The following is a 20,198-nucleotide window of genomic DNA, read 5'->3' as shown; positions in this document are numbered from 1 at the left end:
CGCTCCGCCCGGGGGCCGTCCGCTCCGCCCGGGGGCTACGCGGTGTACTCGTCGGCCACCGACAGCGCCGTGTCCAGCGCCGCGAGCCCCTCCTTCAGCTCCGCCTCGCCGGCGTTGCACGGCGGCACGAAGTGGGTGCGGTTCATGTTGACGAAGGGCCACACCCCGGCCTTCTTCGCGGCGGCCCCGAACGCGGCCATCGGCGCGTTCGCCTCACCGGTGGCGTTGTACGGCACCAGCGGCTCGCGCGTCTCGCGGTCCTTCACCAGCTCCAGCGCCCAGAACATGCCGACACCGCGCACCTCGCCGACGCTCGGGTGGCGTTCGGCCAGCTCCCGCAGCCCCGGCCCGACGACGGAGGCGCCGAGGTCCCTCGCGTTCTCCACGACGCCCTCCTGCGCCATCACGTTGATCGTGGCGACGGCGGCGGCGCAGGCCAGCGGGTGCCCCGAGTAGGTGAGGCCACCGGGGTACGGCCGCTTGCCGAAGGTCTCCGCGATCGCGCCCGAGATGGCGACGCCGCCCAGCGGCACGTATCCGCTGTTCACACCCTTGGCGAAGGTCATCAGGTCGGGCACGACCCCCGCCAGGTCGGCCGCGAACCACTCACCGGTGCGCCCGAACCCGGCCATCACCTCGTCCAGGACGAAGACGATCCCGTACTTGTCGCACAGCTCGCGGACGCCGGCCAGGTAGCCGGGCGGCGGCACCATGATCCCGGCGGTGCCGGGGATGGTCTCCAGGACGATCGCGGCGATCGTCGCGGGCCCCTCGAAGGCGATCGTCGTCTCCAGGTGCTCCAGCGCCCGCGCGCACTCCTGCTCCTCCGTCTCCGCGTAGAAGCGGGAGCGGTACAGGAACGGTGCCCAGAAGTGCACGACCCCGGCCGCGGCCGAGTCGGAGGCCCAGCGGCGCGGGTCGCCGGTGATGTTCACGGCCTGCTGGGTGCCGCCGTGGTAGGAGCGGTACGCCGACAGCACCTTGGTCCGCCCGGTGTGCAGGCGCGCCATGCGCACCGCGTGCTCCACGGCGTCGGCGCCGCCGTTGGTGAAGAAGATCTTGTCGAGGTCGCCGGGGGTGCGCTCGGCGATCAGCCGGGCCGCCTCCGAGCGGGCCTCGACGGCGAAGGCGGGCGCGAACGTGGTCAGGCGCGCGGCCTGCTCCTGGATCGCGGCGACGACCTTGGGGTGCTGGTAGCCGATGTTCGTGTAGACGAGCCCGCTGGTGAGGTCGAGGTAGCGCCTGCCGTCGTAGTCCCAGAAGTACGACCCCTCGGCGCCGGCCACGGCGAGCGGGTCGATGAGTTCCTGCGCGGACCAGGAGTGGAAGACGTGCGCGCGGTCCGCGGCCTTCACGGCGGCGCCGGCCTGGGGGTCGGTCTGAGGGGTCATGCGGGCGAGCGTAAATGTCCGCGATGCGGAAGCGGTATCGGCGTCCTGTTCCGTGGGCGGGGGGATTCCGCGACAGGTTGTCGGGCGTGAACGGCAGGACCGGACCACGACGGCGGACCTTTATTGACAGCATGCTGTCGAAAAGGCAGCATGCTGTCATAAGGCTCCACCGGCCGAGGAGAAGTCATGAACACCAGCCGCGCCACCCGCAAGCCCGTGTACCTCGCCGTCTACGACACCCTCGCCGACTGGGAGACCGGCCACGCGACCGCCCACCTCGCCCGGGGCGGGTACGAGATCCGCACGGTCGGCCCCTCGACGCACCCCGTGACCAGCCTCGGCGGACTCCGGGTCCGGCCCGACCTCGCGCTGGCGGACGTACGCCCCGAGGACGGCGCGCTGCTGATCCTGCCGGGCGCCGACCTGTGGGACACCTCCGACGACCTCGCGCCCTTCGCCCGGGCGGCGGGGGAGTTCCTGGCCGCGGGCACCCCCGTCGCGGCGATCTGCGGCGCCACCGCCGGACTCGCCCGTGCCGGCCTGCTCGACGACCGCGCCCACACCAGCGCCGTCTCCTTCTACCTCACCGCCACCGGATACGGGGGCGGCGACCGCTACGTCGACGCCGACGCCGTCACCGACGGAAACCTGATCACCGCCGGACCCACCGAGCCCGTCGCCTTCGCCCGCGAGGTCCTCCGCCTCCTCGGCGTGTACGACGGCGAGGTGCTGGACGCCTGGTACCGGCTGTTCCACGACTCCGACCCGGAGGCCTACGCCGTCCTGCAGAAGGCCGGGACGCGGTGAGCCGGGAGCGGCAGGACCTGCTCAGCCGGAGCGCGCTCGGTGTCTTCAGGCTCAACGGCCAGTTCCTCGGCGTCGCGGAGGAGCTCGCCCGGCCCTCCGGCCTCACCGCGGCGTGGTGGCAGGTGCTCGGCGCGGTCCTCACCGAGCCCCTCCCGGTGTCCGGCATCGCCCGCGCCATGGGCATCACGCGGCAGAGCGTGCAGCGCGTGTCCGACCTGCTGGTCGGCCGGGGGCTCGCGGAGTACCGGCCCAACCCGGCGCACCGGCGCGCGAAACTGCTGGCGCCCACCGCGCGCGGGCGCGCCGCGATCGCCCGTGTCGACCCCGGCCACGCGGCCTTCGCCGACCGGCTGGCCGAGGCGTACGGCGAGGCGGAGCTGGCCGAGGCCGTCCGCGTGCTGGAACGGCTGTCCCGGGTGCTGGAGGAACTGGAGCCGCCCGGTCCCGAGTCCCGCCCGGAGTCCCGCGCCGAGTCCCGCCCGGAGTCCCGCGCCGCGCCACGTCAGGGGGCCCGCGCCGAGGACCCGTCACGGGCACGGCCGTGACTCGGACCGGGAGACCCCGGCCCGAAGCGCCTGTTACGGAACCGTAGACACCACACCGCTCGACTCCCGGAACGGCCGGTTTATCCTCGGCGGCATCACATCTGTGGGGGAAAGGCGAAGCTGCCATGGAGAAGCTGGGGCCGGGGGATCCACAGCGGATCGGCGGCTACCGGCTGCTCGGGCGGCTGGGGTCGGGCGGTATGGGGCAGGTCTTCCTGGCCCGCTCGGACCGCGGACGGACCGTCGCCGTGAAGCTGGTCCGGCCGGAACTGGCCGAGCGCGAGGAGTTCCGGGCACGGTTCCGCCAGGAGGTGCGCAACGCCCAGCGCGTCGGCGGGTTCTGGACCGCACCCGTCCTCGACGCCGACACCGAGGCCGCCGTGCCCTGGGTCGCCACCGGCTACGTCGCCGGGCCCAGCCTCCAGCAGGTGGTGGACCACGACCACGGCCCGCTGCCCGAGCGGTCGGTGCGCATCCTCGCCGCCGGCCTCGCGCACGCCCTCACCAACATCCACGCGGCCGGCATCGTCCACCGCGATCTCAAGCCGTCCAACGTGATGGTCACCATCGAGGGCCCGCGCGTCATCGACTTCGGTGTCGCGCGGGCCCTGGAGACCGTGACCGGCGACGGTGACCTGACCCGGCTCGGCGACGGCGGCCTCACCCAGACCGGCGCGCTGATCGGCTCGCCGGGCTTCATGGCCCCCGAGCAGGTGCGCGGTGACCGGATCACGCCCGCGTGCGACGTCTTCTGCCTGGGCTCCGTCCTCGCCTACGCCGCCACCGGCGACCTCCCCTTCGGCTCCGCCGACCAGCAGGGCGTCCACGCGCTGCTGTTCCGCATAGCAGAGGAGGAGCCCGACCTCACGCGCCTGCCCGAGGGCATCGCCGACCTGGTCCGCGCCTGCCTGCGCAAGGACCCGGCGACCCGGCCCACGCTGGAGTGGATCCTGGAGCGCACCGGCGCCGAGGACACCGTCGCCGACGGCCGCTCCCGCGACCCGTGGCTGCCGGGCGCCCTCGTCGCCCAGCTGGGCCGGCACGCCGTGCGGCTCCTGGAGACGGAGGACCCCCAAGGAGCCTTCACCCAGGCCGCCCCGCACCACTTGGGTCCCCGCGGCACCCTCGCGGCCCCGCCCGACCACGTCCCCACCCTGGCCGCGCCCCACCCGGCGTACGGCCACCCCCAGCAGTACCCGGCCCCGCCCCGGCAACCGATGCCGCCACCGACGCAGGCGCCGATGCCGATGCCGATGCAGGTGCCGGTCCCGCACAACCCCTACGCGGCCGACGCGGTGGCGCACGGAACCCCGCGCGGCGACGACCCCGGCCACCCCGGCCACACCGACGACCTCCAGGACCCGCCCCGCCGCGGCGGCCGTTCCACGGTGCTGCTCGGCGTGATCGCCGCGGTGGTCGCGCTCGCCGCCGGCGGCACGGTGTACGCGCTCATGAACGGCGACGACGGCACCTCCGGCGCGCTCCCGGCCCCGACGACGTCGGCCCCCGCGACGCCGACGGATTCCGGGTCCCCGTCCCCGTCGCCTTCCCCCTCCTCCCCGTCCCCCTCACCGGAGGAGGGCCGGATCCCCGAGGCCTACCTGGGCACCTGGACCACCACGATCAACGGTGCCGACACCCGCCGCCTGACCCTCACCCAGGGCGAGGTGGGCGACACGGTCCTGCGCCTGGTGGCCGACGGCGATGCCTACCACTGCGAGTTCGCTGCCGCCCTGAGCCAGGTCCCGACCGCACGGTCGCCCCTGGCCCTGGGCCCCTCGAAGGTCACCACGGGCGAACCCCTCTCCTCCTGCTCCCCGGGCGCGGCCACGGAGGTGACGCTCCTGTCGGACGGCCGGCTGGAACGCCTCAACCCCACGACCGGCGAAAAGCTGACGTACAGCCGGAGCTGACGCGGCTGAAAGGCGCCGCTCAGGACATGTCAGCCCGTCCGGTGATCGAGGACGAGGCCGTTCAGGCCGAATGCGGGGGTCCGGGGGGGCGCGGTCCCCGGGATCGGGTCGGGAAGGGGCGGCGGGGGCGAGGAAACCGTCGGCCCGCCACCGGCAGGTCACGGTCGGCCCGGCCACCGGCAGGTCACCGCGGCTCGGGCGGCCGCTGCCGGGGCATGTGGGGCCGCCCCGCACCCCCGGGCGGCAACGGAACCCGCCCGTGAGCCACCCCGGCACCCCGACCCCCGCCCTCGGAGACGCCCACCCCCTGCAACCCCATCGGCGCCGCCCCCGTGCGGAACGACACCATCCAGTCCACCGTCTCCACCCGCACCAGCTCGGTCACGTCCTCCGAGAACCGCCGCAGCACCCCCAGGCACCGCTCGGCGGCCTCGCCGGCCGTTCCCTCCGCCGGCCCCAGCACCTCCCGCACGCTCTCCGCCGCCCACTCGAACTGCAGCACCTGCAGCCTCCGCTGCACCGCCTGCGCCGTGGCCATGTCCCTCATCCACCCGGCCGTCAGCCCGAAGAACCGGTCGCCGGCCAGGCACGCCGCCGCCGCCAGCAGCGCCAGGTACCCCCAGGGCGCCACCCCGCCCGTCGCCCCGGCGACGTCGAGCAGCGGCAGCGCCGCCCCCGTCACCGCCCCCGCCGCGGCCCCGCCCCGCAGGACCCGTGCCACCCGCCGCTTCCACACCCGGTCGGCGAGGTACCAGGCGGCCGTGTCCAGCGCGCCCCGCTCGACCCATCGGTACAGCTCGTCGAGCCGCTCGGCCGGCTCGCCCCAGTCCCCGAGCGGAAAGGCCCGCCCGGTCAGGTCGCCCGGCCGCAGCCATGCCGCGCCCCCGCTCCGCCCGTCCTGGGACGGACCCTCGGGCTGCCTCTCCGGCTGCTGACCCACCCGGCACTCCCTACTGTCCGACCGATCCCGTCGCGCGAAGCCTGATGCCACCCGATGCCGTCCGATGCCACCGTGACTCCCGGTGCTGATGCGCCGGACCCTTTCCTACCTCCCAATGGGTGGCGAAGAGGAAGGGTTCGCCTCTTTTCCGCCCGGAAGTGGGCCTTGATCAGGTATAGGCCACACCCGGGACTCACTCGAAAGAGTGCTGGAGCGACACCCGCACAGACCACGTAGGCTCGTGCCGAGCGGGAAAACCCCGTACCGAACAAGGCCCGGAAGAGGAGCTGATCGTGATTCCCGGTGGTGGCCAGCCCAACATGCAGCAGTTGCTCCAGCAGGCCCAGAAGATGCAGCAGGATCTGGCGCGTGCCCAGGAGGAGCTGGCGAACACGGAGGTCGACGGCCAGGCCGGCGGCGGCCTGGTGCGGGCCACCGTGACGGGCGCCGGCGAGCTGCGCGCCCTGAAGATCGACCCGAAGGCGGTGGACCCCGAGGACACCGACACCCTTGCCGACCTCGTCGTCGCGGCCGTCCAGGCGGCCAACGAGAACGCGCAGAACCTCCAGCAGCAGAAGCTCGGCCCGCTCGCCCAGGGGCTCGGCGGCGGAGGCATCCCCGGCCTGCCGTTCTGACCCCGCCCCGGGCCCGGCCGTTTCGATGTCCGTCGCCCACGCGACGCCCGCACCGCCTTCCTAGGACGGGCGGCGGCCAACTACCGTACGTACTGCAAGGAACCTCAGGAAGGACGGCAGTCCGTTGTACGAAGGCGTGGTCCAGGACCTCATCGACGAACTGGGGCGGCTCCCCGGCGTCGGTCCCAAGAGCGCGCAGCGGATCGCCTTCCACATCCTCCAGGCGGAACCGACGGACGTACGGCGTCTCGCGCAGTGCCTGATGGAGGTCAAGGCGAAGGTCCGCTTCTGCGCGACCTGCGGCAACGTGGCGCAGGAGGAGCTGTGCAACATCTGCCGCGACCCCCGCCGCGACCTCTCCGTCATCTGTGTGGTGGAGGAGCCGAAGGACGTGGTGGCGATCGAGCGCACCCGCGAGTTCCGGGGCAAGTACCACGTCCTGGGCGGGGCGATCAGCCCGATCGAGGGCGTCGGCCCCGACGACCTGCGCATCAGGGAACTGCTGGCCCGCCTCGCCGACGGCGCCGTCACGGAGCTGATCCTCGCCACGGACCCGAATCTCGAGGGCGAGGCGACGGCCACGTACCTCGCCCGCATGATCAAGCCCATGGGCCTGAAGGTCACCCGCCTGGCCAGCGGCCTCCCGGTGGGTGGCGACCTGGAGTACGCGGACGAGGTCACGCTCGGCCGCGCCTTCGAGGGGAGACGACTCCTAGATGTCTGACGCCACGCTGCACGCGACCGAGCAGAACCCGGACGACTTCGTCGTCCAGATCGCCGACCAGATCGAGAGCTTCCTGGTCGCGGTCTCCGAGGTCGCCAAGGGCGACGAGCCGGACTCGGCCGTCCCCTTCCTCCTGCTGGAGGTCTCCCAGCTGCTGCTGGCCGGCGGCCGCCTCGGCGCCCACGAGGACATCGTCCCCGACGAGCGCTACGAGCCCGACCCCGGATTCGAGCCCGACGCGGACGAGCTGCGCGAGAACCTCGCCCGTCTCCTGGAGCCGGTCGACGTCTACTCCGAGGTCTTCGACCCCTACGAGCCCCGCAAGGCGCCCGTCCCCGCCCGCATCTCCGACGACCTCGCCGACGTCATCGCCGACCTCCGGCACGGCATGGTCCACTACCGGGCCGGCCGTACCTCCGAGGCCCTGTGGTGGTGGCAGTTCTCGTACTTCTCCAACTGGGGCGCCACGGCCTCGGCGACCCTGCGCGCCCTCCACTCGGTCCTGGCCCACGTCCGCCTCAACCAGCCCCTGCAGGAACTGGACGGCCTGGACACCGACCAGGGCGACGGCGACGACACCCTGGAGTTCGAGGCGGGCCTGGTGATGGCCGAGGAGATCGGCGGCCACCCGGGACCGGGGTCGCTCAGGTAGCACTCGGCCGCTCCGCGTGCCGATAGTGCGGGAAACCTCACTCCCGGCTTTCACTTCGGTGTCAGTGGGCAGGGACTGTCCTGGACGACCTGCCCGGACGGCCCCCGGGAGTCTCACCATGCGGTATCCCGGGGGCGGTTTTCGGGCGCTCGTTAGACTGAGCCGACCCGCAGTACAAGGGCGTACGTGCGGAAAAAGACAAACTGAGCGAGGAGCGCACGTGGGCCTTGTCGTGCAGAAGTACGGAGGCTCCTCCGTAGCCGATGCCGAGGGCATCAAGCGCGTCGCCAAGCGGATCGTGGAAGCCAAGAAGGACGGCCACCAGGTGGTGGCAGTGGTTTCCGCGATGGGCGACACGACGGACGAGCTGATCGATCTCGCGGAGCAGGTTTCCCCGATCCCTGCCGGGCGCGAGCTCGACATGCTGCTGACCGCCGGAGAGCGGATCTCCATGGCCCTGCTGGCCATGGCGATCAAGAACCTGGGCCACTCCGCCCAGAGCTTCACCGGCAGCCAGGCAGGTGTCATCACCGACTCGGTCCACAACAAAGCCCGGATCATCGATGTCACGCCGGGCCGGATCCGTGACTCGCTCGACGAGGGCAACATCGCCATCGTCGCCGGGTTCCAGGGCGTCAGCCAGGACACCAAGGACATCACCACGCTGGGGCGCGGCGGGTCCGACACCACCGCCGTGGCCCTCGCGGCCGCCCTCGACGCCGAGGTGTGCGAGATCTACACCGACGTCGACGGCGTGTTCACCGCCGACCCGCGCGTGGTGAAGAAGGCCCGGAAGATCGACTGGATCTCCTTCGAGGACATGCTCGAACTGGCCTCGTCCGGGTCGAAGGTGCTGCTCCACCGCTGCGTGGAGTACGCCCGCCGGTACAACATCCCGATCCACGTCCGTTCGTCCTTCAGCGGACTTCCGGGCACCTGGGTCAGCAGCGAGCCGATCGAGCAAGGGGACAAGCAGGTGGAGCAGGCCATCATCTCCGGTGTCGCGCACGACACCTCCGAGGCCAAGATCACGGTCGTCGGCGTGCCGGACAAGCCGGGCGAGGCGGCCACGATCTTCCGCACGGTCGCCGACGAGCAGATCAACCTCGACATGATCGTGCAGAACGTGTCCGCGGCCTCCACCGGCCTCACGGACATCTCCTTCACGCTGCCGAAGTCCGAGGGCCGCAAGGCGATCGACGCCCTGGAGAAGAACAAGAGCGGCATCGGCTTCGACTCCCTGCGCTACGACGACCAGATCGGCAAGATCTCCCTCGTCGGCGCCGGCATGAAGACCAACCCGGGCGTCACCGCCGACTTCTTCAAGGCACTGTCCGACGCGGGCGTCAACATCGAGCTGATCTCGACCTCCGAGATCCGCATCTCGGTGGTCACCCGCGCCGACGACGTGCCGGAGGCCGTGCGCGCCGTGCACACCGCCTTCGGGCTCGACTCCGACAGCGACGAGGCCGTCGTCTACGGGGGCACCGGGCGATGATCCGACGACCGACGCTCGCGGTCGTGGGAGCGACCGGAGCGGTCGGCACGGTCATGCTGAAGATCCTGTCCCAGCGCGCCGACGTCTGGGGCGAGATCCGACTGATCGCCTCGCCGCGCTCGGCCGGCCGCAAGCTGGCCGTGCGCGGTGAGGAGGTCGAGGTGGTGGCGCTCACCGAGGAGGCCTTCGACGGCGTCGACGTCGCGATGTTCGACGTGCCGGACGAGGTCGCCGAGCGGTGGGCGCCGCTCGCCGCCGCCAGGGGCGTGGTGGTCGTGGACAACTCGGGCGCCTTCCGGATGGACCCGGACGTGCCCCTGGTCGTCCCCGAGGTGAACGCCCACGCCGTGCGCAACCGGCCCCGCGGCATCGTCGCCAACCCGAACTGCACCACCCTGTCGATGATCGTCGCGCTGGGCGCGCTGCACGCCGAGTACGGCCTGCGCGAGCTGGTGGTGTCGTCGTACCAGGCGGTCAGCGGGGCGGGCCGGGCCGGCGTGGAGACACTGCGCCGGCAACTGTCCATGGTCGCCGGTACGGAACTGGGGACCAGCCCCGGTGACGTACGGCGGGCCGTCGGCGACCGGACGGGACCCTTCCCGGAGCCGGTCGCGCTGAACGTCGTGCCGTGGGCCGGGTCGCCGCGCGAGGACGGCTGGTCGTCGGAGGAGATGAAGGTTCGGGACGAGTCCCGCAAGATCCTCGGACTGCCGAAGCTGCCCGTCGCCGTGACCTGTGTGCGCGTGCCGGTGATCACCGTGCACTCCCTCACCGTCCACGCCCGCTTCCAGGACGAGGTCACCGTCGGCGGCGCCCGCGAGATCCTCGCCACCGCCCCCGGCGTCGTCCTCTTCGACAACCCGGCCGCCGGGGAGTTCCCCACGCCCGCCGACGTCGTCGGCACCGACCCCACCTGGGTCGGCCGGGTGCGCCGGGCGCTCGACGACCCCACGGCGCTCGAACTCTTCGTGTGCGGGGACAACCTGCGCAAGGGGGCCGCCCTCAACACCGCGCAGATCGCCGAACTGGTGGCGGCGGAGCACGGGTGACGTTCGCGGCGTCCGCAACGCTTGGTGGGACAGGAGCCGGCGTCCGGAAATTCCCCGGCCGGCGGCTTCGTCGTTTGTAGGATCTGTCGTACGGCGATGTGAGCAGGTCGACGGCCGGCACCACTTGTATCGGACACCTATGGTGTTCGAAGGTTTTCCTCCCCGCCCTCCGCAACCACGCGGAGCGCGGGGAGCGTCTTTGCGGTCACCCTTCGGGGTGCGCGGAGGTGTGATCCCGGCGTATGGGGACGCGGGGATCGGGGCGTGGGGGCGCCCGTACAGATGACATACAGGGGAAGAACGGGACAGATGAGGGCATGGGAGGCGCCGCCCGTGCGGCTGCCGGCGGGTGCGAGCGGGGCATCCGGGGCAGGGGCGCGAGGGGGTGGGCCGACGTCCGGCGCAAAACTCGCGGCCGGCCCGTACAACCCCGGCGGGGGGAAACGTGTCCAACAGACGTGGCAGAGGTTCTCGACTTCCCGGCGACCCGCGGCACGGCCCTACGGCCGCCCCGCGGCGCCCTCCGACCCCGCATGCCCGGCGCGCCCGGCGGCATGCCGGTGATCGCGCCCATGCCCGCAGCGCGGCCTGCCCGCGTACCCAGCCAGCGTGACACCGACGAGGTGGCCGCCGCCGGCACCACCGTCGACCACCTCACCGAGACCTACCGGGCCCACTACCGCTCGCTGCTCGGTCTCGCCGCCCTCCTCCTCGACGACACCGCCTCCTGCGAGGACGTCGTCCAGGAGGCCTTCATCCGCGTCCACTCCGCGCGCAAACGCGTCCGCGACCCGGAGAAGACCCTCGCCTACCTGCGCCAGACGGTCGTCAACCTCTCCCGCTCCGCCCTGCGCCGCCGCATCCTCGGCCTGAAGCTGCTCTCCAAGCCGATGCCGGACATGGCCAGCGCGGAGGAGGGCGCCTACGACCAGCTGGAGCGCGACTCCCTCATCAAGGCGATGAAGGGCCTCCAGCGCCGCCAGCGCGAGGTCCTCGTCCTGCGCTACTTCGCCGACATGACCGAGGCCCAGGTCGCCGAGACCCTCGGCATCTCGCTCGGCTCGGTCAAGGCCTACGGGTCGCGCGGCATCGCCGCCCTGCGCGTCGCCATGGGGGCGGCGGCGTGAGCGCGCTGGGCGAGGAACCCGACGGCGGGGACGCGCGCGAGCGGCACGAGCCGTACGCGTGGCACGAGCCGATGACGCCGCCGCACAAGCAAGAGCCGAAGCAATCGCACGCTGGGAACGGAACCGTGAACCACCACCTCGACGACCAGAGTCCCGACGGGCTCGACTCGGACGAGCTGGCACTGCGCCGCATGCTGCACCAGGCGGTCCAGGAGATGGCGCCGGGCGACGGGACGCTGGAGCACCTCCGGCGGGCCGTCCCCGCCCGCCGGGCCCGCAAGCGCCAGGCCGCCGTCGGGATGGCCGCCGCGGCCCTCTTCGTCGGCACCGCCGTCCCCGCCCTGCTGCACGTCTCCCAGTCCGGCGGCTCCGACGCCAACCCCTCCATCGCCGGCCAGGCCTCCCAGACCCAGGGCGGCGCCGGTGAGGGCGAGGACCCCGACGGCGGCACCTCCGGCAAGGTCGGCGCCCCCGCCGGCACCACCGGCCGGCCCGGCCAGGACAGCACCGAGGACACCGCCGGCGCCAAGGCCTCCGGCAGCGCGACCGGCTCACCCGACGGCACCGGCCCCGCCGCCACCTCCCCGGCCGACGCCCCCGCCTGCACCACGTCCCAGCTGGGCGACTCCAGCGCCGTCGTGGAGGTCCCCGACTCGGCCGGCGTCGTCTACGGCACCTTCCGCGTCGTCAACGTCTCCGACAGCGGCTGCACCGTCGGCGGGAGCGTGTCCGTGACGCCCACCGCACAGGGCGCCGCCGACCCCGCGAAGATCACCCTCGCCGAACACACCTCCGGTGACGCGGCGGCCAACCTGCCCGACCCCTCCCTCTACGTCTCCCAGCTGGCCCTCGCCCCGGGCTCGGCGTACGACGTGCGGTTCGCCTGGGTGCCCTCCGAGACCTGCCCCACCAGCGGCGGCACCGACGGCGGCAGCACCACCGGCGGCCCCTCGTCCTCCCCGGACCCCTCCCCGAGCGAGCAGAGCGGCACCACGGACGGCACGACCGGCGGCACGTCCGGCACGGCCCCCCAGCTGTTCACCGAGGACGGCACGGCCGACGGCAGCGTCCTGGTGACGTACACGGCGGAGGGCGGCTCGCCGACGGTGAGCGCGACGGTGCCGGACGCGTGCGCGGGAACGGTCTACCGGACGGGCGTGCTGGCGTCGACGTCGGCGTCCTGAGCCGCCGCGGGCGACCCGGAGGACTCGGGGGAGCCGGACGCGGGGGAGCTGGAGGACGCGGGGGAGCCGGGTGGGGCCGGGGATCCGGTGGGCGCGGGGGCCTCGGGTGACGCGGAGGCGTCGGGCCCGGTGATCCCCAGCTCCGCGTCCCGCGCGAACTCGATCTCGCGCCGCAGCAACCGGAACCACATGAACACCACGAACCCGGCGAACACGAACCACTCACCGGTGTAACCGAGGTTCTGGAACGCCTTCAGGTCCAGCCCCGTGCCGCTCGGCGCGCGCGCGGGCACCGCCGTCATCCCCGGGTCGGCGGTGTCGAGGGTGACCCAGGCGTCGTAGAGGTCGTCGGAGACGAGGTTGACCAGCGAGGCCGTGCTGATCGCGCCGGTCTGGCCGGGCGGCAGCCCGCCCCGCGCGCTCACCCCGTTGTCACCGGGCGTCTCGGGCGCCTGGAGCGCGCCGGTGACGCTGACCTCGCCGGCCGGCGGGGCCGGCGCCCTGGCGGCGTCGGCCGTACCGGGCAGCCAGCCGCGCACCACGGGCAGGGCCCTGCCGCCGTCGGTGCGCAGCAGCGTCAGCACGTAGAAGCCCGCCCGGTCGTCCAGCTCGCGGTCGGGGACCAGCAGCTGGTCGCCGTACCGCCCGCTCGCGGTGACCCGCCTGCCGGACGTGGCCTTGTCCACGGGCAGCATCTCGGCCAGCGGGCGCGGTGCCTGCGTGCGGGCCGAGTCGGCCTGCGCCTCGGCGCTGCGGTGGTCGTCCACGCGCGCCTCGAACCGGCTCAGCTGCCAGGACCCCATGAACACGCAGAAGGGGATGGCCAGCAGCACGAAGACGTTGATCCCCCACCAACGGGGCGTCAGCAGAAACCGGTACACACCGACAACGGTACGGGGCGGCGGCGGGGGAGTGGTCCGCGGGGTGGGCGCGGGGAGGGCGCGCGGGGTGCGGGTGGTTCGGCGGAGGGCGGGTGAATTGGCCGGGCGAGCGCGCGGGCGGCCGCGGGGTGGGCCGGCGGGGTGGGCACGCGCGGCTGCGGCGGCTCGGGTCCGTCCACAGGGTGGCGGGGAGCGGTCCGGGTTTGTCCACATGCGTGGCTTCCGGGTTTGTCCACATGCGTGGCCGCGGCGGACCGGGGTTTTCCACAGGCGCGGTCGTGGGTGGCCTCGTGTTTGTCCACAGGCTGGGGGCCGTGGTGCTCCTTTGTCGGCGGAGGCGGGCAGTATGGGGCCATGACTGAGAGCAACGGGTCCGCCGCGCCGCAGCGGTACGAGGAGATGCCGGACTGGGAGAAGCGCTTCCGGGCGCCCCGGGTGTCGCTGCCCGACTGGGCGGAGGACGCGCCGGACCGTTCCCTGTTCGTGTCGAACGCGACAGGGACGTACGAGCTGTACGCCTGGGACCGGTCCACCGGCGAACAGCGCCAGGTGACGAACCGGGCCAACGGCACGACGGACGGCGTGCTCTCCCCGGACGGCGCCTGGATCTGGTGGTTCGACGACAAGGACGGCGACGAGTTCGGGGTCTGGCGCCGCCAGCCCTTCGAGGGCGGCGAGGACGAACTGGCGACACCGGGCCTCGACCCGTCGTACCCGGCGGGCCTGGCCCTGGGCAGGGACGGCCGTACGGCGGTGGTGGGTCGCTCCACGGACGAGGACGGCACGACGATCCATGTGGCGCGGCTCGGCGAGGCGCCGGTCGAGCTGTACCGCCACCGCGAGTCGGCGGGCGTCGGAGACCTGTCCCACGACGGCACCCTGATCGCGATCGAGCACACCGAACACGGCGACGCGATGCACTCCGCGCTGCGTGTCCTGCGCCCCGACGGCTCCACGGTCGCCGAACTGGACGACACCGAGGGCGGCACCCGGGAACTGGGTCTCGAGGTGCTGGGCTTCGCGCCCGTCGACGCCGACACCCGCCTGCTGATCGGCCACCAGCGCCGGGGCCGCTGGGAGCCGCTCGTCTGGGACGTGGCGACCGGCGAGCAGAGCGACCTGGCCCTCGACCTGCCGGGCGACGTGGGCGCGGAGTGGTGTCCGGACGGTTCCGGGCTCCTGGTCTCGCACAGCTTCGAGGCCCGCAGCGAGCTGTTCCGCTACGACCTGACGAGCCGGGAACTCGTGCGGGTGCCGACCCCGCCGGGCACGGTCTCGAGCGCGACGGCCCGCCCCGACGGCAGCGTGGAGTACCTGTGGTCGTCGGCGGCCGAGCCGCCCACCGTCCGCTCGACGACGGGCGAGCCGGTCCTGGACCCGCCCGGTATGAAGTCCCCGGGGTCGGTGCCGGTGGAGGACGTGTGGGTGGAGGGCCCCGGCGGCCGCATCCACGCCCTGGTCCAGAAGCCGGCCGGCACGAGCGGCCCCCTGCCCACCGTGTTCGACATCCACGGCGGCCCCACCTGGCACGACAGCGACTCCTTCGCGGCCGGCCCCGCCGCCTGGGTCGACCACGGCTACGCGGTCGTCCGCGTCAACTACCGCGGCTCCACCGGCTACGGCCGCGCCTGGACGGACGCCCTGAAGCACCGGGTCGGCCTGATCGAGCTGGAGGACATCGCGGCGGTCCGCGACTGGGCGGTGGCCTCGGGCCTGGCCGACCCCGACCGCCTGATCCTCACCGGCGGCTCCTGGGGCGGCTACCTGACCCTCCTGGGCCTGGGCACCCAGCCCGAGGCGTGGGCACTGGGCATCGCGGCGGTCCCGGTGGCCGACTACGTCACGGCCTACCACGACGAGATGGAAGCCCTCAAGGCGATGGACCGCACGCTCCTGGGCGGCACCCCCGAGGAGGTCCCCGACCGCTTCACGGCCTCCTCCCCCCTGACCTACGTGGACCAGGTCAAGGCCCCCGTCTACATCTCGGCCGGCGTCAACGACCCCCGCTGCCCCATCCGCCAGGTCGACAACTACGTGACCCGCCTGGAGACGAGAGGAGCCCTCCACGAGGTCTACCGCTACGACGCGGGCCACGGCTCCCTGGTGGTGGACGAACGCATCAAGCAGGTCCGCCTGGAACTGCAGTTCGCGGAGAAACACCTGAACCACTGAGGAAACCCTGACACCGGCCCCCTGCCACAGGGGTGCGGAGACCGGGACCGGGCGCGCGACACCTCGCCGGTGCCCGGGGACCGCCGACCCTCCCGGGGCGGGCCACCGTGCCGCGAGAGCAAGGGGCACGCCCCCCGCCGCCGTCCCGGGGGCCCGCCCCTCCGGAGCGGGTTTCCGCGGTCGGGAGTGTGAGGGGCGTGTTCCCGGTCGGTGTTCAGGGTTCCCGCCCCCTACGCGGCGGTTTTCCGCGGCCGGGGCGCGGGGGCGGAGCCACCTCCGGAGCGGGTTCCGGTGGCCGGGGTGCGGGGGACGGAGTCCCCGCCGGGGTCGAAGGGGCGAAGCCCCTGGGGACGGGACGGGCAGGGGCGGCGGGGGCGAGAAAAGAAGGCGGCTACACTCCCGCCGCTCCCCTCCGCCGCCGCCCCAACAACTCCGCCAACCCCCGCCGCGTAGCGGCCAACACCACCCGGTCCTCCCCCCGCAGCACATACGAGTCGGGCAGATCCCACACCAGCCCCACCCCGGCCCCCACCCCGACGCCGGCCCCCCGCCCCTCGTCCCCCGCCCCGGACGACTCCCGCCCGGCCCCCTCCAACGCCAGCACCCTCCAGTACCCGGCCCGAAACGCCTCCCCCACCGTCTTGCCCACCAACTGCCCGTACCCCCCGACCTCCAGCGAAGCGAACAACAGCACCCGCCGCTCCACCGGAATCGCCCCCAGGATCTGCCGCCCCATCATCGCCCCCGCGAACGACGGCGCGGCCAGATGCGTCACGCTCCGGCTCCGCGTCAACGCCTGCGGATGCGCCGCCCGCAACGTGCGGTACACCGCGGTCGCGAAGTCGTCGTCGTACAACCGCAGCACCACCCGCAGATCGTGCCGTAAGGACCGTGCGTACAGCGCGGCCTCGAGATTCGTCGTGTCGGAGCTGGTCACCGCCAGCAACGCATGCGCCCGATGGATCTTCGCCGCCTCCAGCACCCCCTCCTGCGTGACGTCCCCCAGCACCACCGGCACCCGCAACCGCCGCGCCACCGCGACCCCCCGTGCCTCCGGGGCGGCCTCCACGCACACCACGGGAATGTCCAGCTCCCGCAGCCGCGTCAGCACCCGCGTCCCGATCTTGCCCAGCCCCAGCAGCACCACATGCCCACCCAGCCCCCGCGGCGGCCGCCGCAACGCCCCGGCCGCCCGGAACGTCCCCAGCCCCTCCAGCACGGCCGCCAACAACACCGGCAGCAGCAGCAACCCCACGAGCCCGGAGAGCAGTTGAAGAACCTGCCGCTCGGTCGACTCCCCCACCGCCGGATCGTTGATCGCGAACAGATCCAGCAGCGTCAGATACACCGCCCCCAGCGGATGGACGCCGCTCACCAGCCACAACGCCACCGCGAGCGCGACGACACACCCCACGAGCCCCGCCAGCGACCACCGCAGCCGCCGCGAGAACAGGGAGGCGAACGGTGCCACGACCCCGACCCCCCGCCCGGAGGGCAACGCGGGCCCGGCCGAGTACGACACCTGTTCCAGCACGACGCTGCCCCGCCCGTTCGCGGCGGCGACCGTGGCCGCGTCCGGCAACAGCAGCGGTCCCTGCTCCCCGCTGGTCTCGGAACCGTCCGCGAAGGCCGGGTCGTTGCTCGTCGCGGACAGCAGGGCGAGCGTGGCCAGCCCGGGATCGGCGGCCCGTCCGGCTCCGCGGGCGGGCCGTTCGACGGCCCGCAGCAACAGCCCGTCCGTCTGGACGACCTTGCTGGTGCCGGCGACGGCGGTCGCGGCCAACGCGGGCGCGGCGGTGTCGGCATCGGACAGTACGGTCGTGGAGGCGTCCCCCACCGCGGACCCGCCGCCCCCGCCGACCATCGCCAAGGCGGCAGCCTGGTCGAGGAGTTCCTCGATGTGCTGCCCCAACCGCCGGTTGTACAACCGCAGGACGAGCCGCAGCCGGGGGTTGAGCCGACGGGCGGTGAGGGCGGCGCGGATGTTCGTCTCGTCGTCGTCGTAGACGAGCGCGAGCGCGGCCGCTCGTTCCACCCCTGCCTCGGCGAGCACGGCCTCGGTCGGCTCGACGGCCTCCAACACCCGCCCCACGAAACCGGCTTCGCCACTTCCCGCCGTACCGGCAACCGCGCCCGACCCGGCTCCTGTCCCCGCCGCAGTTCCCGCCGCGGTCCCCGCTCCCGTCCCCCCGCCGTTCCCGGCGGCCCGATTGACGGCAGCGCTCACCACCCGGTCGAGCAGCGCCACGGACACCGCGCGGGCACGTCCCACGACAGGCGGCCGTACCGCCCGCTCGGAAGGTGGGACGACGAGCGTGACCTGCTCCTCGTACACCCCGCGCAGCTCCGCGGCCAGCCGGTGCGCGAGCCCGTCATCGCCGCACACCACCATGTGTGCGCCGGACCCGCCCGGCGCCGGACCCTGATTCGGTAGACCAGCCACGAGGGGAAAGACTGCCTCACCGCGACGGGTGGTTCCAGATCCGCCCTGAACGAGCGGAGCCGTGAGCCCGTAAGAGAGGGGAGGGAGAACGACGCGACCCGGAGGTGCCCCACCCGTGGCCACAACAGAACAGGCCCCGAAGCAGCCGGGCACGTCGAAGGGCTCGGAGGGAGCGGGCACCCCGAGCGAAGACGGGAGTGGGAACGGGAACCGGAACGCACCCCCCGCCCCCGCCCCCCGCCGCCTGACCTCCCCCCTGGTCCTCACCCTCCTTCTGCTCCTCATGGTGCTGCTGCAGGCCCCCCTGCGCCGCGCCCTCTCCGCCCCGGTGATGCAGACCTGGACGACGGTGTTCGTGGCGGTGATGATCCAGGCGCTGCCGTTCCTCGTCCTGGGCGTCCTGCTGTCGGCGGCGATCGCGGTCTACGTCCCGCCGTCCTTCTTCGCCCGGGCCCTGCCCCGCCGGCCCGCGCTGGCGGTCCCGGTGGCCGGTCTGGCGGGCGCGGTCCTGCCGGGCTGCGAGTGCGCGTCCGTACCGGTCGCGGGTGCGCTGGTGCGCCGCGGAGTGACCCCCGCCGCGGCGCTCGCCTTCCTCCTCTCCGCCCCGGCGATCAACCCGATCGTGCTGACGGCGACGGCGGTGGCGTTCCCCCGCAACCCGGAGATGGTCCCGGCCCGCTTCGTGGCGAGCCTGCTGGTGGCCTGCGCCATGGGCTGGCTGTGGCACCGCCTGGGCCGCGCGGACTGGATGCGACCGCCGGCGCACGCACGGCACGAGGGCCGCAGCAGGGGCGAGGCGTTCTGGGACTCGACGCGCCATGACGTGATGCACGCGGGCGGTTTCCTGGTGGTGGGCGCGATGGCGGCGGCGACGCTCAAGGCGGTGACTCCGGAGCACTGGCTGCGTACGGCGGCCGACAACCCGGCGGTGGCGGTGCTGTCGCTCGCGGTGCTGGCGGTGGTCCTGTCGATCTGCTCGGAGGCGGACGCGTTCGTGGCGGCGTCGCTGACGCAGTTCTCGCTGACGGCCCGGCTGGCCTTCCTCGTCGTCGGCCCGATGATCGACCTGAAACTGTTCGCGATGCAGGCCGGTACGTTCGGCCGCGGCTTCGCCCTCCGCTTCGCGCCCGTCACCTTCGTGCTGGCGATCACCGGGGCGATCCTGACCGGGGCGGTGCTGCTGTGAACCGCCAGGCCCAGTCGGCCGTCCTGTTCCTCCTCGGCGCGAGCCTGCTGCACGCGGGCACCACCGACCTCTACCTGCGCTACGTGAAGGCGGGCCTGCGCCCCCTGCTCCTGGCGGCGGGCGCGGTCCTGATCGCGACGGCACTGGCGACGGCCTGGTACGAGTGGCGGGCGACGCGACAGAAGAAGAGCCCCACCACCCCCCGGGCCCCGCGGGCCCTCCACCCCGAGCCCCGCGTCTCCTGGCTGCTCGTCCTTCCCCTCCTCGCCCTGATCCTGGTGGCCCCGCCGGCCCTCGGCTCGTACAGCGCCACCCGCGCCGGTACGGCGCTCCAGGAGCCGCCGGCCTACCCGCCGCTGCCCGCCGCGGACCCCCTCCGCCTCAGCGTGACCGACTACGCGGGCCGCGCGGCCTACGACGACGGCCGCACGCTCACCGGCCGCAGCGTCCGGCTCACCGGCTTCCTGGCACTGGACCGCGACGGCACCCCGTACCTGGTCCGCATGGCCCTCAACTGCTGCGCGGCGGACGCCCAACCGGTCAAAGTGGGCCTGACCGGCCGCATCCCCCCGGTCCTCCAGCCGGACACCTGGTTGGAGATCACCGGCACCTACACCCCGCACCGCGTCAAGGACCCCGTCAACGACGGCCCGATCCCCTTCATCGAGGTCACCGCGGCCAGGCCGACGCCCGCGCCGGAGGATCCCTACGACGAGACGTGGAACACCTGAAACGGCAGTGGACGCCAGCGGTGGTGTCAGGACTGGTACGGCTGCTGCTGCGGCTGCCCGTAGGCCTGCCCGCCCTGCCCGCCGGCGGCCTGTGCCTGCAGGTGCTCGGCCTGCTCCTTCACCAGCTTCTGCTCCGCCCCGCAGAACGTGCACTGCGTGGTGTACTTCGTCGAGATCGGGAACAGCGGCACGAAGAACAGCGTGAACTTCGTGACCCGCTTCCGCAGCGTGTGCGCGGACGGATTGCCGCAGCGCCCGCACACCAGCGTCAGTATCGCAAGCTGGTACAGATACCCCTTGGTCCCAAAGATGATCATGTC

18 protein-coding genes are annotated in these 20,198 nt (G+C 73.3%); 13 read left to right on the top strand and 5 right to left on the bottom strand.

Annotated elements, in window-relative coordinates; all coding sequences use genetic code 11:
* Positions 1-35 precede the first annotated feature (35 nt).
* Positions 36-1,391 (bottom strand): aspartate aminotransferase family protein, encoded by a 1,356-nt coding sequence (locus tag ACGFQC_RS09835; RefSeq protein ID WP_363087461.1) that lies wholly within the window; start codon positions 1,389-1,391, stop codon positions 36-38.
* Positions 1,392-1,577: 186 nt separating this feature from the next.
* Here ACGFQC_RS09835 and ACGFQC_RS09830 point away from each other — a divergent pair, with 186 nt between their 5' ends.
* The 3 genes from ACGFQC_RS09830 (at position 1,578) to ACGFQC_RS09820 (ending at position 4,656) form a co-directional block, all read left to right on the top strand.
* Positions 1,578-2,198 (top strand): type 1 glutamine amidotransferase family protein, encoded by a 621-nt coding sequence (locus ACGFQC_RS09830; protein WP_363087460.1) that lies wholly within the window; start codon positions 1,578-1,580, stop codon positions 2,196-2,198.
* Positions 2,195-2,743, top strand: a complete 549-nt coding sequence (locus ACGFQC_RS09825) for a MarR family transcriptional regulator (protein ID WP_363087459.1) — start codon at positions 2,195-2,197, stop codon at positions 2,741-2,743. Before ACGFQC_RS09830 ends, ACGFQC_RS09825 begins: the two co-directional genes overlap by 4 nt.
* A gap of 125 nt (positions 2,744-2,868) precedes the next feature.
* Complete coding sequence (locus ACGFQC_RS09820) at positions 2,869-4,656, top strand: serine/threonine-protein kinase (RefSeq protein ID WP_363087458.1); 1,788 nt, start codon at positions 2,869-2,871, stop codon at positions 4,654-4,656.
* Between the two features lie 184 nt (positions 4,657-4,840).
* On the opposite strand, the gene ACGFQC_RS09815 is transcribed toward ACGFQC_RS09820, so the two are convergent.
* The gene (locus ACGFQC_RS09815) at positions 4,841-5,596 is read right to left on the bottom strand and encodes an SLATT domain-containing protein (RefSeq protein WP_363087457.1); all 756 of its coding nucleotides are present in this window, start codon (positions 5,594-5,596) and stop codon (positions 4,841-4,843) included.
* A 293-nt stretch (positions 5,597-5,889) separates the two neighbouring features.
* On the opposite strand from ACGFQC_RS09815, the gene ACGFQC_RS09810 reads away from it, so the two are divergent.
* The 7 genes from ACGFQC_RS09810 to ACGFQC_RS09780 all read left to right on the top strand — a co-directional run bounded on the left by ACGFQC_RS09810 (position 5,890) and on the right by ACGFQC_RS09780 (position 12,465).
* Complete coding sequence (locus tag ACGFQC_RS09810) at positions 5,890-6,231, top strand: YbaB/EbfC family nucleoid-associated protein (protein ID WP_363087456.1); 342 nt, start codon at positions 5,890-5,892, stop codon at positions 6,229-6,231.
* Positions 6,232-6,355: 124 nt separating this feature from the next.
* A complete protein-coding gene (gene recR, locus ACGFQC_RS09805; protein ID WP_363087455.1) occupies positions 6,356-6,955 on the top strand; it encodes a recombination mediator RecR in 600 nt (199 codons plus the stop codon).
* A complete protein-coding gene (locus ACGFQC_RS09800) occupies positions 6,948-7,607 on the top strand; it encodes a DUF5063 domain-containing protein (protein ID WP_363087454.1) in 660 nt (219 codons plus the stop codon). Before recR ends, ACGFQC_RS09800 begins: the two co-directional genes overlap by 8 nt.
* 220 nt (positions 7,608-7,827) lie before the next feature.
* A complete protein-coding gene (locus tag ACGFQC_RS09795; RefSeq protein ID WP_363087453.1) occupies positions 7,828-9,105 on the top strand; it encodes an aspartate kinase in 1,278 nt (425 codons plus the stop codon).
* On the top strand, positions 9,102-10,154 hold the full coding sequence (locus ACGFQC_RS09790) for an aspartate-semialdehyde dehydrogenase (protein ID WP_363087452.1): 1,053 nt from the start codon (positions 9,102-9,104) through the stop codon (positions 10,152-10,154). The genes ACGFQC_RS09795 and ACGFQC_RS09790 overlap by 4 nt, the downstream gene beginning before the upstream one ends.
* A 458-nt stretch (positions 10,155-10,612) precedes the next feature.
* Positions 10,613-11,281 carry a SigE family RNA polymerase sigma factor gene (locus ACGFQC_RS09785; RefSeq protein WP_393288018.1) on the top strand — a complete coding sequence of 223 codons (669 nt, stop codon included), beginning with the start codon at positions 10,613-10,615 and terminating at the stop codon, positions 11,279-11,281.
* A 125-nt stretch (positions 11,282-11,406) separates the two neighbouring features.
* Positions 11,407-12,465 (top strand): hypothetical protein, encoded by a 1,059-nt coding sequence (locus ACGFQC_RS09780; RefSeq protein ID WP_393288116.1) that lies wholly within the window; start codon positions 11,407-11,409, stop codon positions 12,463-12,465.
* On the opposite strand, the gene ACGFQC_RS09775 is transcribed toward ACGFQC_RS09780, so the two are convergent.
* Positions 12,426-13,346, bottom strand: coding sequence for an SURF1 family protein (locus tag ACGFQC_RS09775; RefSeq protein WP_363087451.1), 921 nt, complete (start codon positions 13,344-13,346; stop codon positions 12,426-12,428). The two genes, ACGFQC_RS09780 and ACGFQC_RS09775, sit on opposite strands and share 40 nt — an antisense overlap.
* 354 nt (positions 13,347-13,700) lie before the next feature.
* On the opposite strand from ACGFQC_RS09775, the gene ACGFQC_RS09770 reads away from it, so the two are divergent.
* The gene (locus ACGFQC_RS09770) at positions 13,701-15,518 is read left to right on the top strand and encodes a prolyl oligopeptidase family serine peptidase (protein WP_363087450.1); all 1,818 of its coding nucleotides are present in this window, start codon (positions 13,701-13,703) and stop codon (positions 15,516-15,518) included.
* Between the two features lie 391 nt (positions 15,519-15,909).
* Here the strand turns inward: ACGFQC_RS09770 and ACGFQC_RS09765 are convergent, their stop codons facing one another.
* The gene (locus ACGFQC_RS09765; RefSeq protein ID WP_363087449.1) at positions 15,910-17,910 is read right to left on the bottom strand and encodes an NAD-binding protein; all 2,001 of its coding nucleotides are present in this window, start codon (positions 17,908-17,910) and stop codon (positions 15,910-15,912) included.
* A gap of 295 nt (positions 17,911-18,205) precedes the next feature.
* On the opposite strand from ACGFQC_RS09765, the gene ACGFQC_RS09760 reads away from it, so the two are divergent.
* Together ACGFQC_RS09760 and ACGFQC_RS09755 are read left to right on the top strand one after the other, a co-directional pair.
* Entirely contained in the window at positions 18,206-19,147 is a 942-nt protein-coding gene (locus tag ACGFQC_RS09760; protein WP_363087705.1) for a permease, read from the top strand.
* Positions 19,144-19,878: a TIGR03943 family putative permease subunit gene (locus tag ACGFQC_RS09755; protein WP_363087448.1), complete on the top strand. Its 735-nt coding sequence runs from the start codon at positions 19,144-19,146 to the stop codon at positions 19,876-19,878. The genes ACGFQC_RS09760 and ACGFQC_RS09755 overlap by 4 nt, the downstream gene beginning before the upstream one ends.
* 26 nt (positions 19,879-19,904) lie before the next feature.
* Here ACGFQC_RS09755 and ACGFQC_RS09750 read toward each other — a convergent pair whose 3' ends face one another.
* A complete protein-coding gene (locus ACGFQC_RS09750; RefSeq protein WP_363087447.1) occupies positions 19,905-20,195 on the bottom strand; it encodes a zinc-ribbon domain-containing protein in 291 nt (96 codons plus the stop codon).
* Between the last annotated feature and the right edge of the window lie 3 nt (positions 20,196-20,198).

Source organism: Streptomyces sp. NPDC048734 (assembly GCF_043198675.1).
In the GTDB taxonomy this organism is placed as follows: domain Bacteria; phylum Actinomycetota; class Actinomycetes; order Streptomycetales; family Streptomycetaceae; genus Streptomyces.
This window is presented reverse-complemented; position numbering and strand designations above follow the sequence as displayed.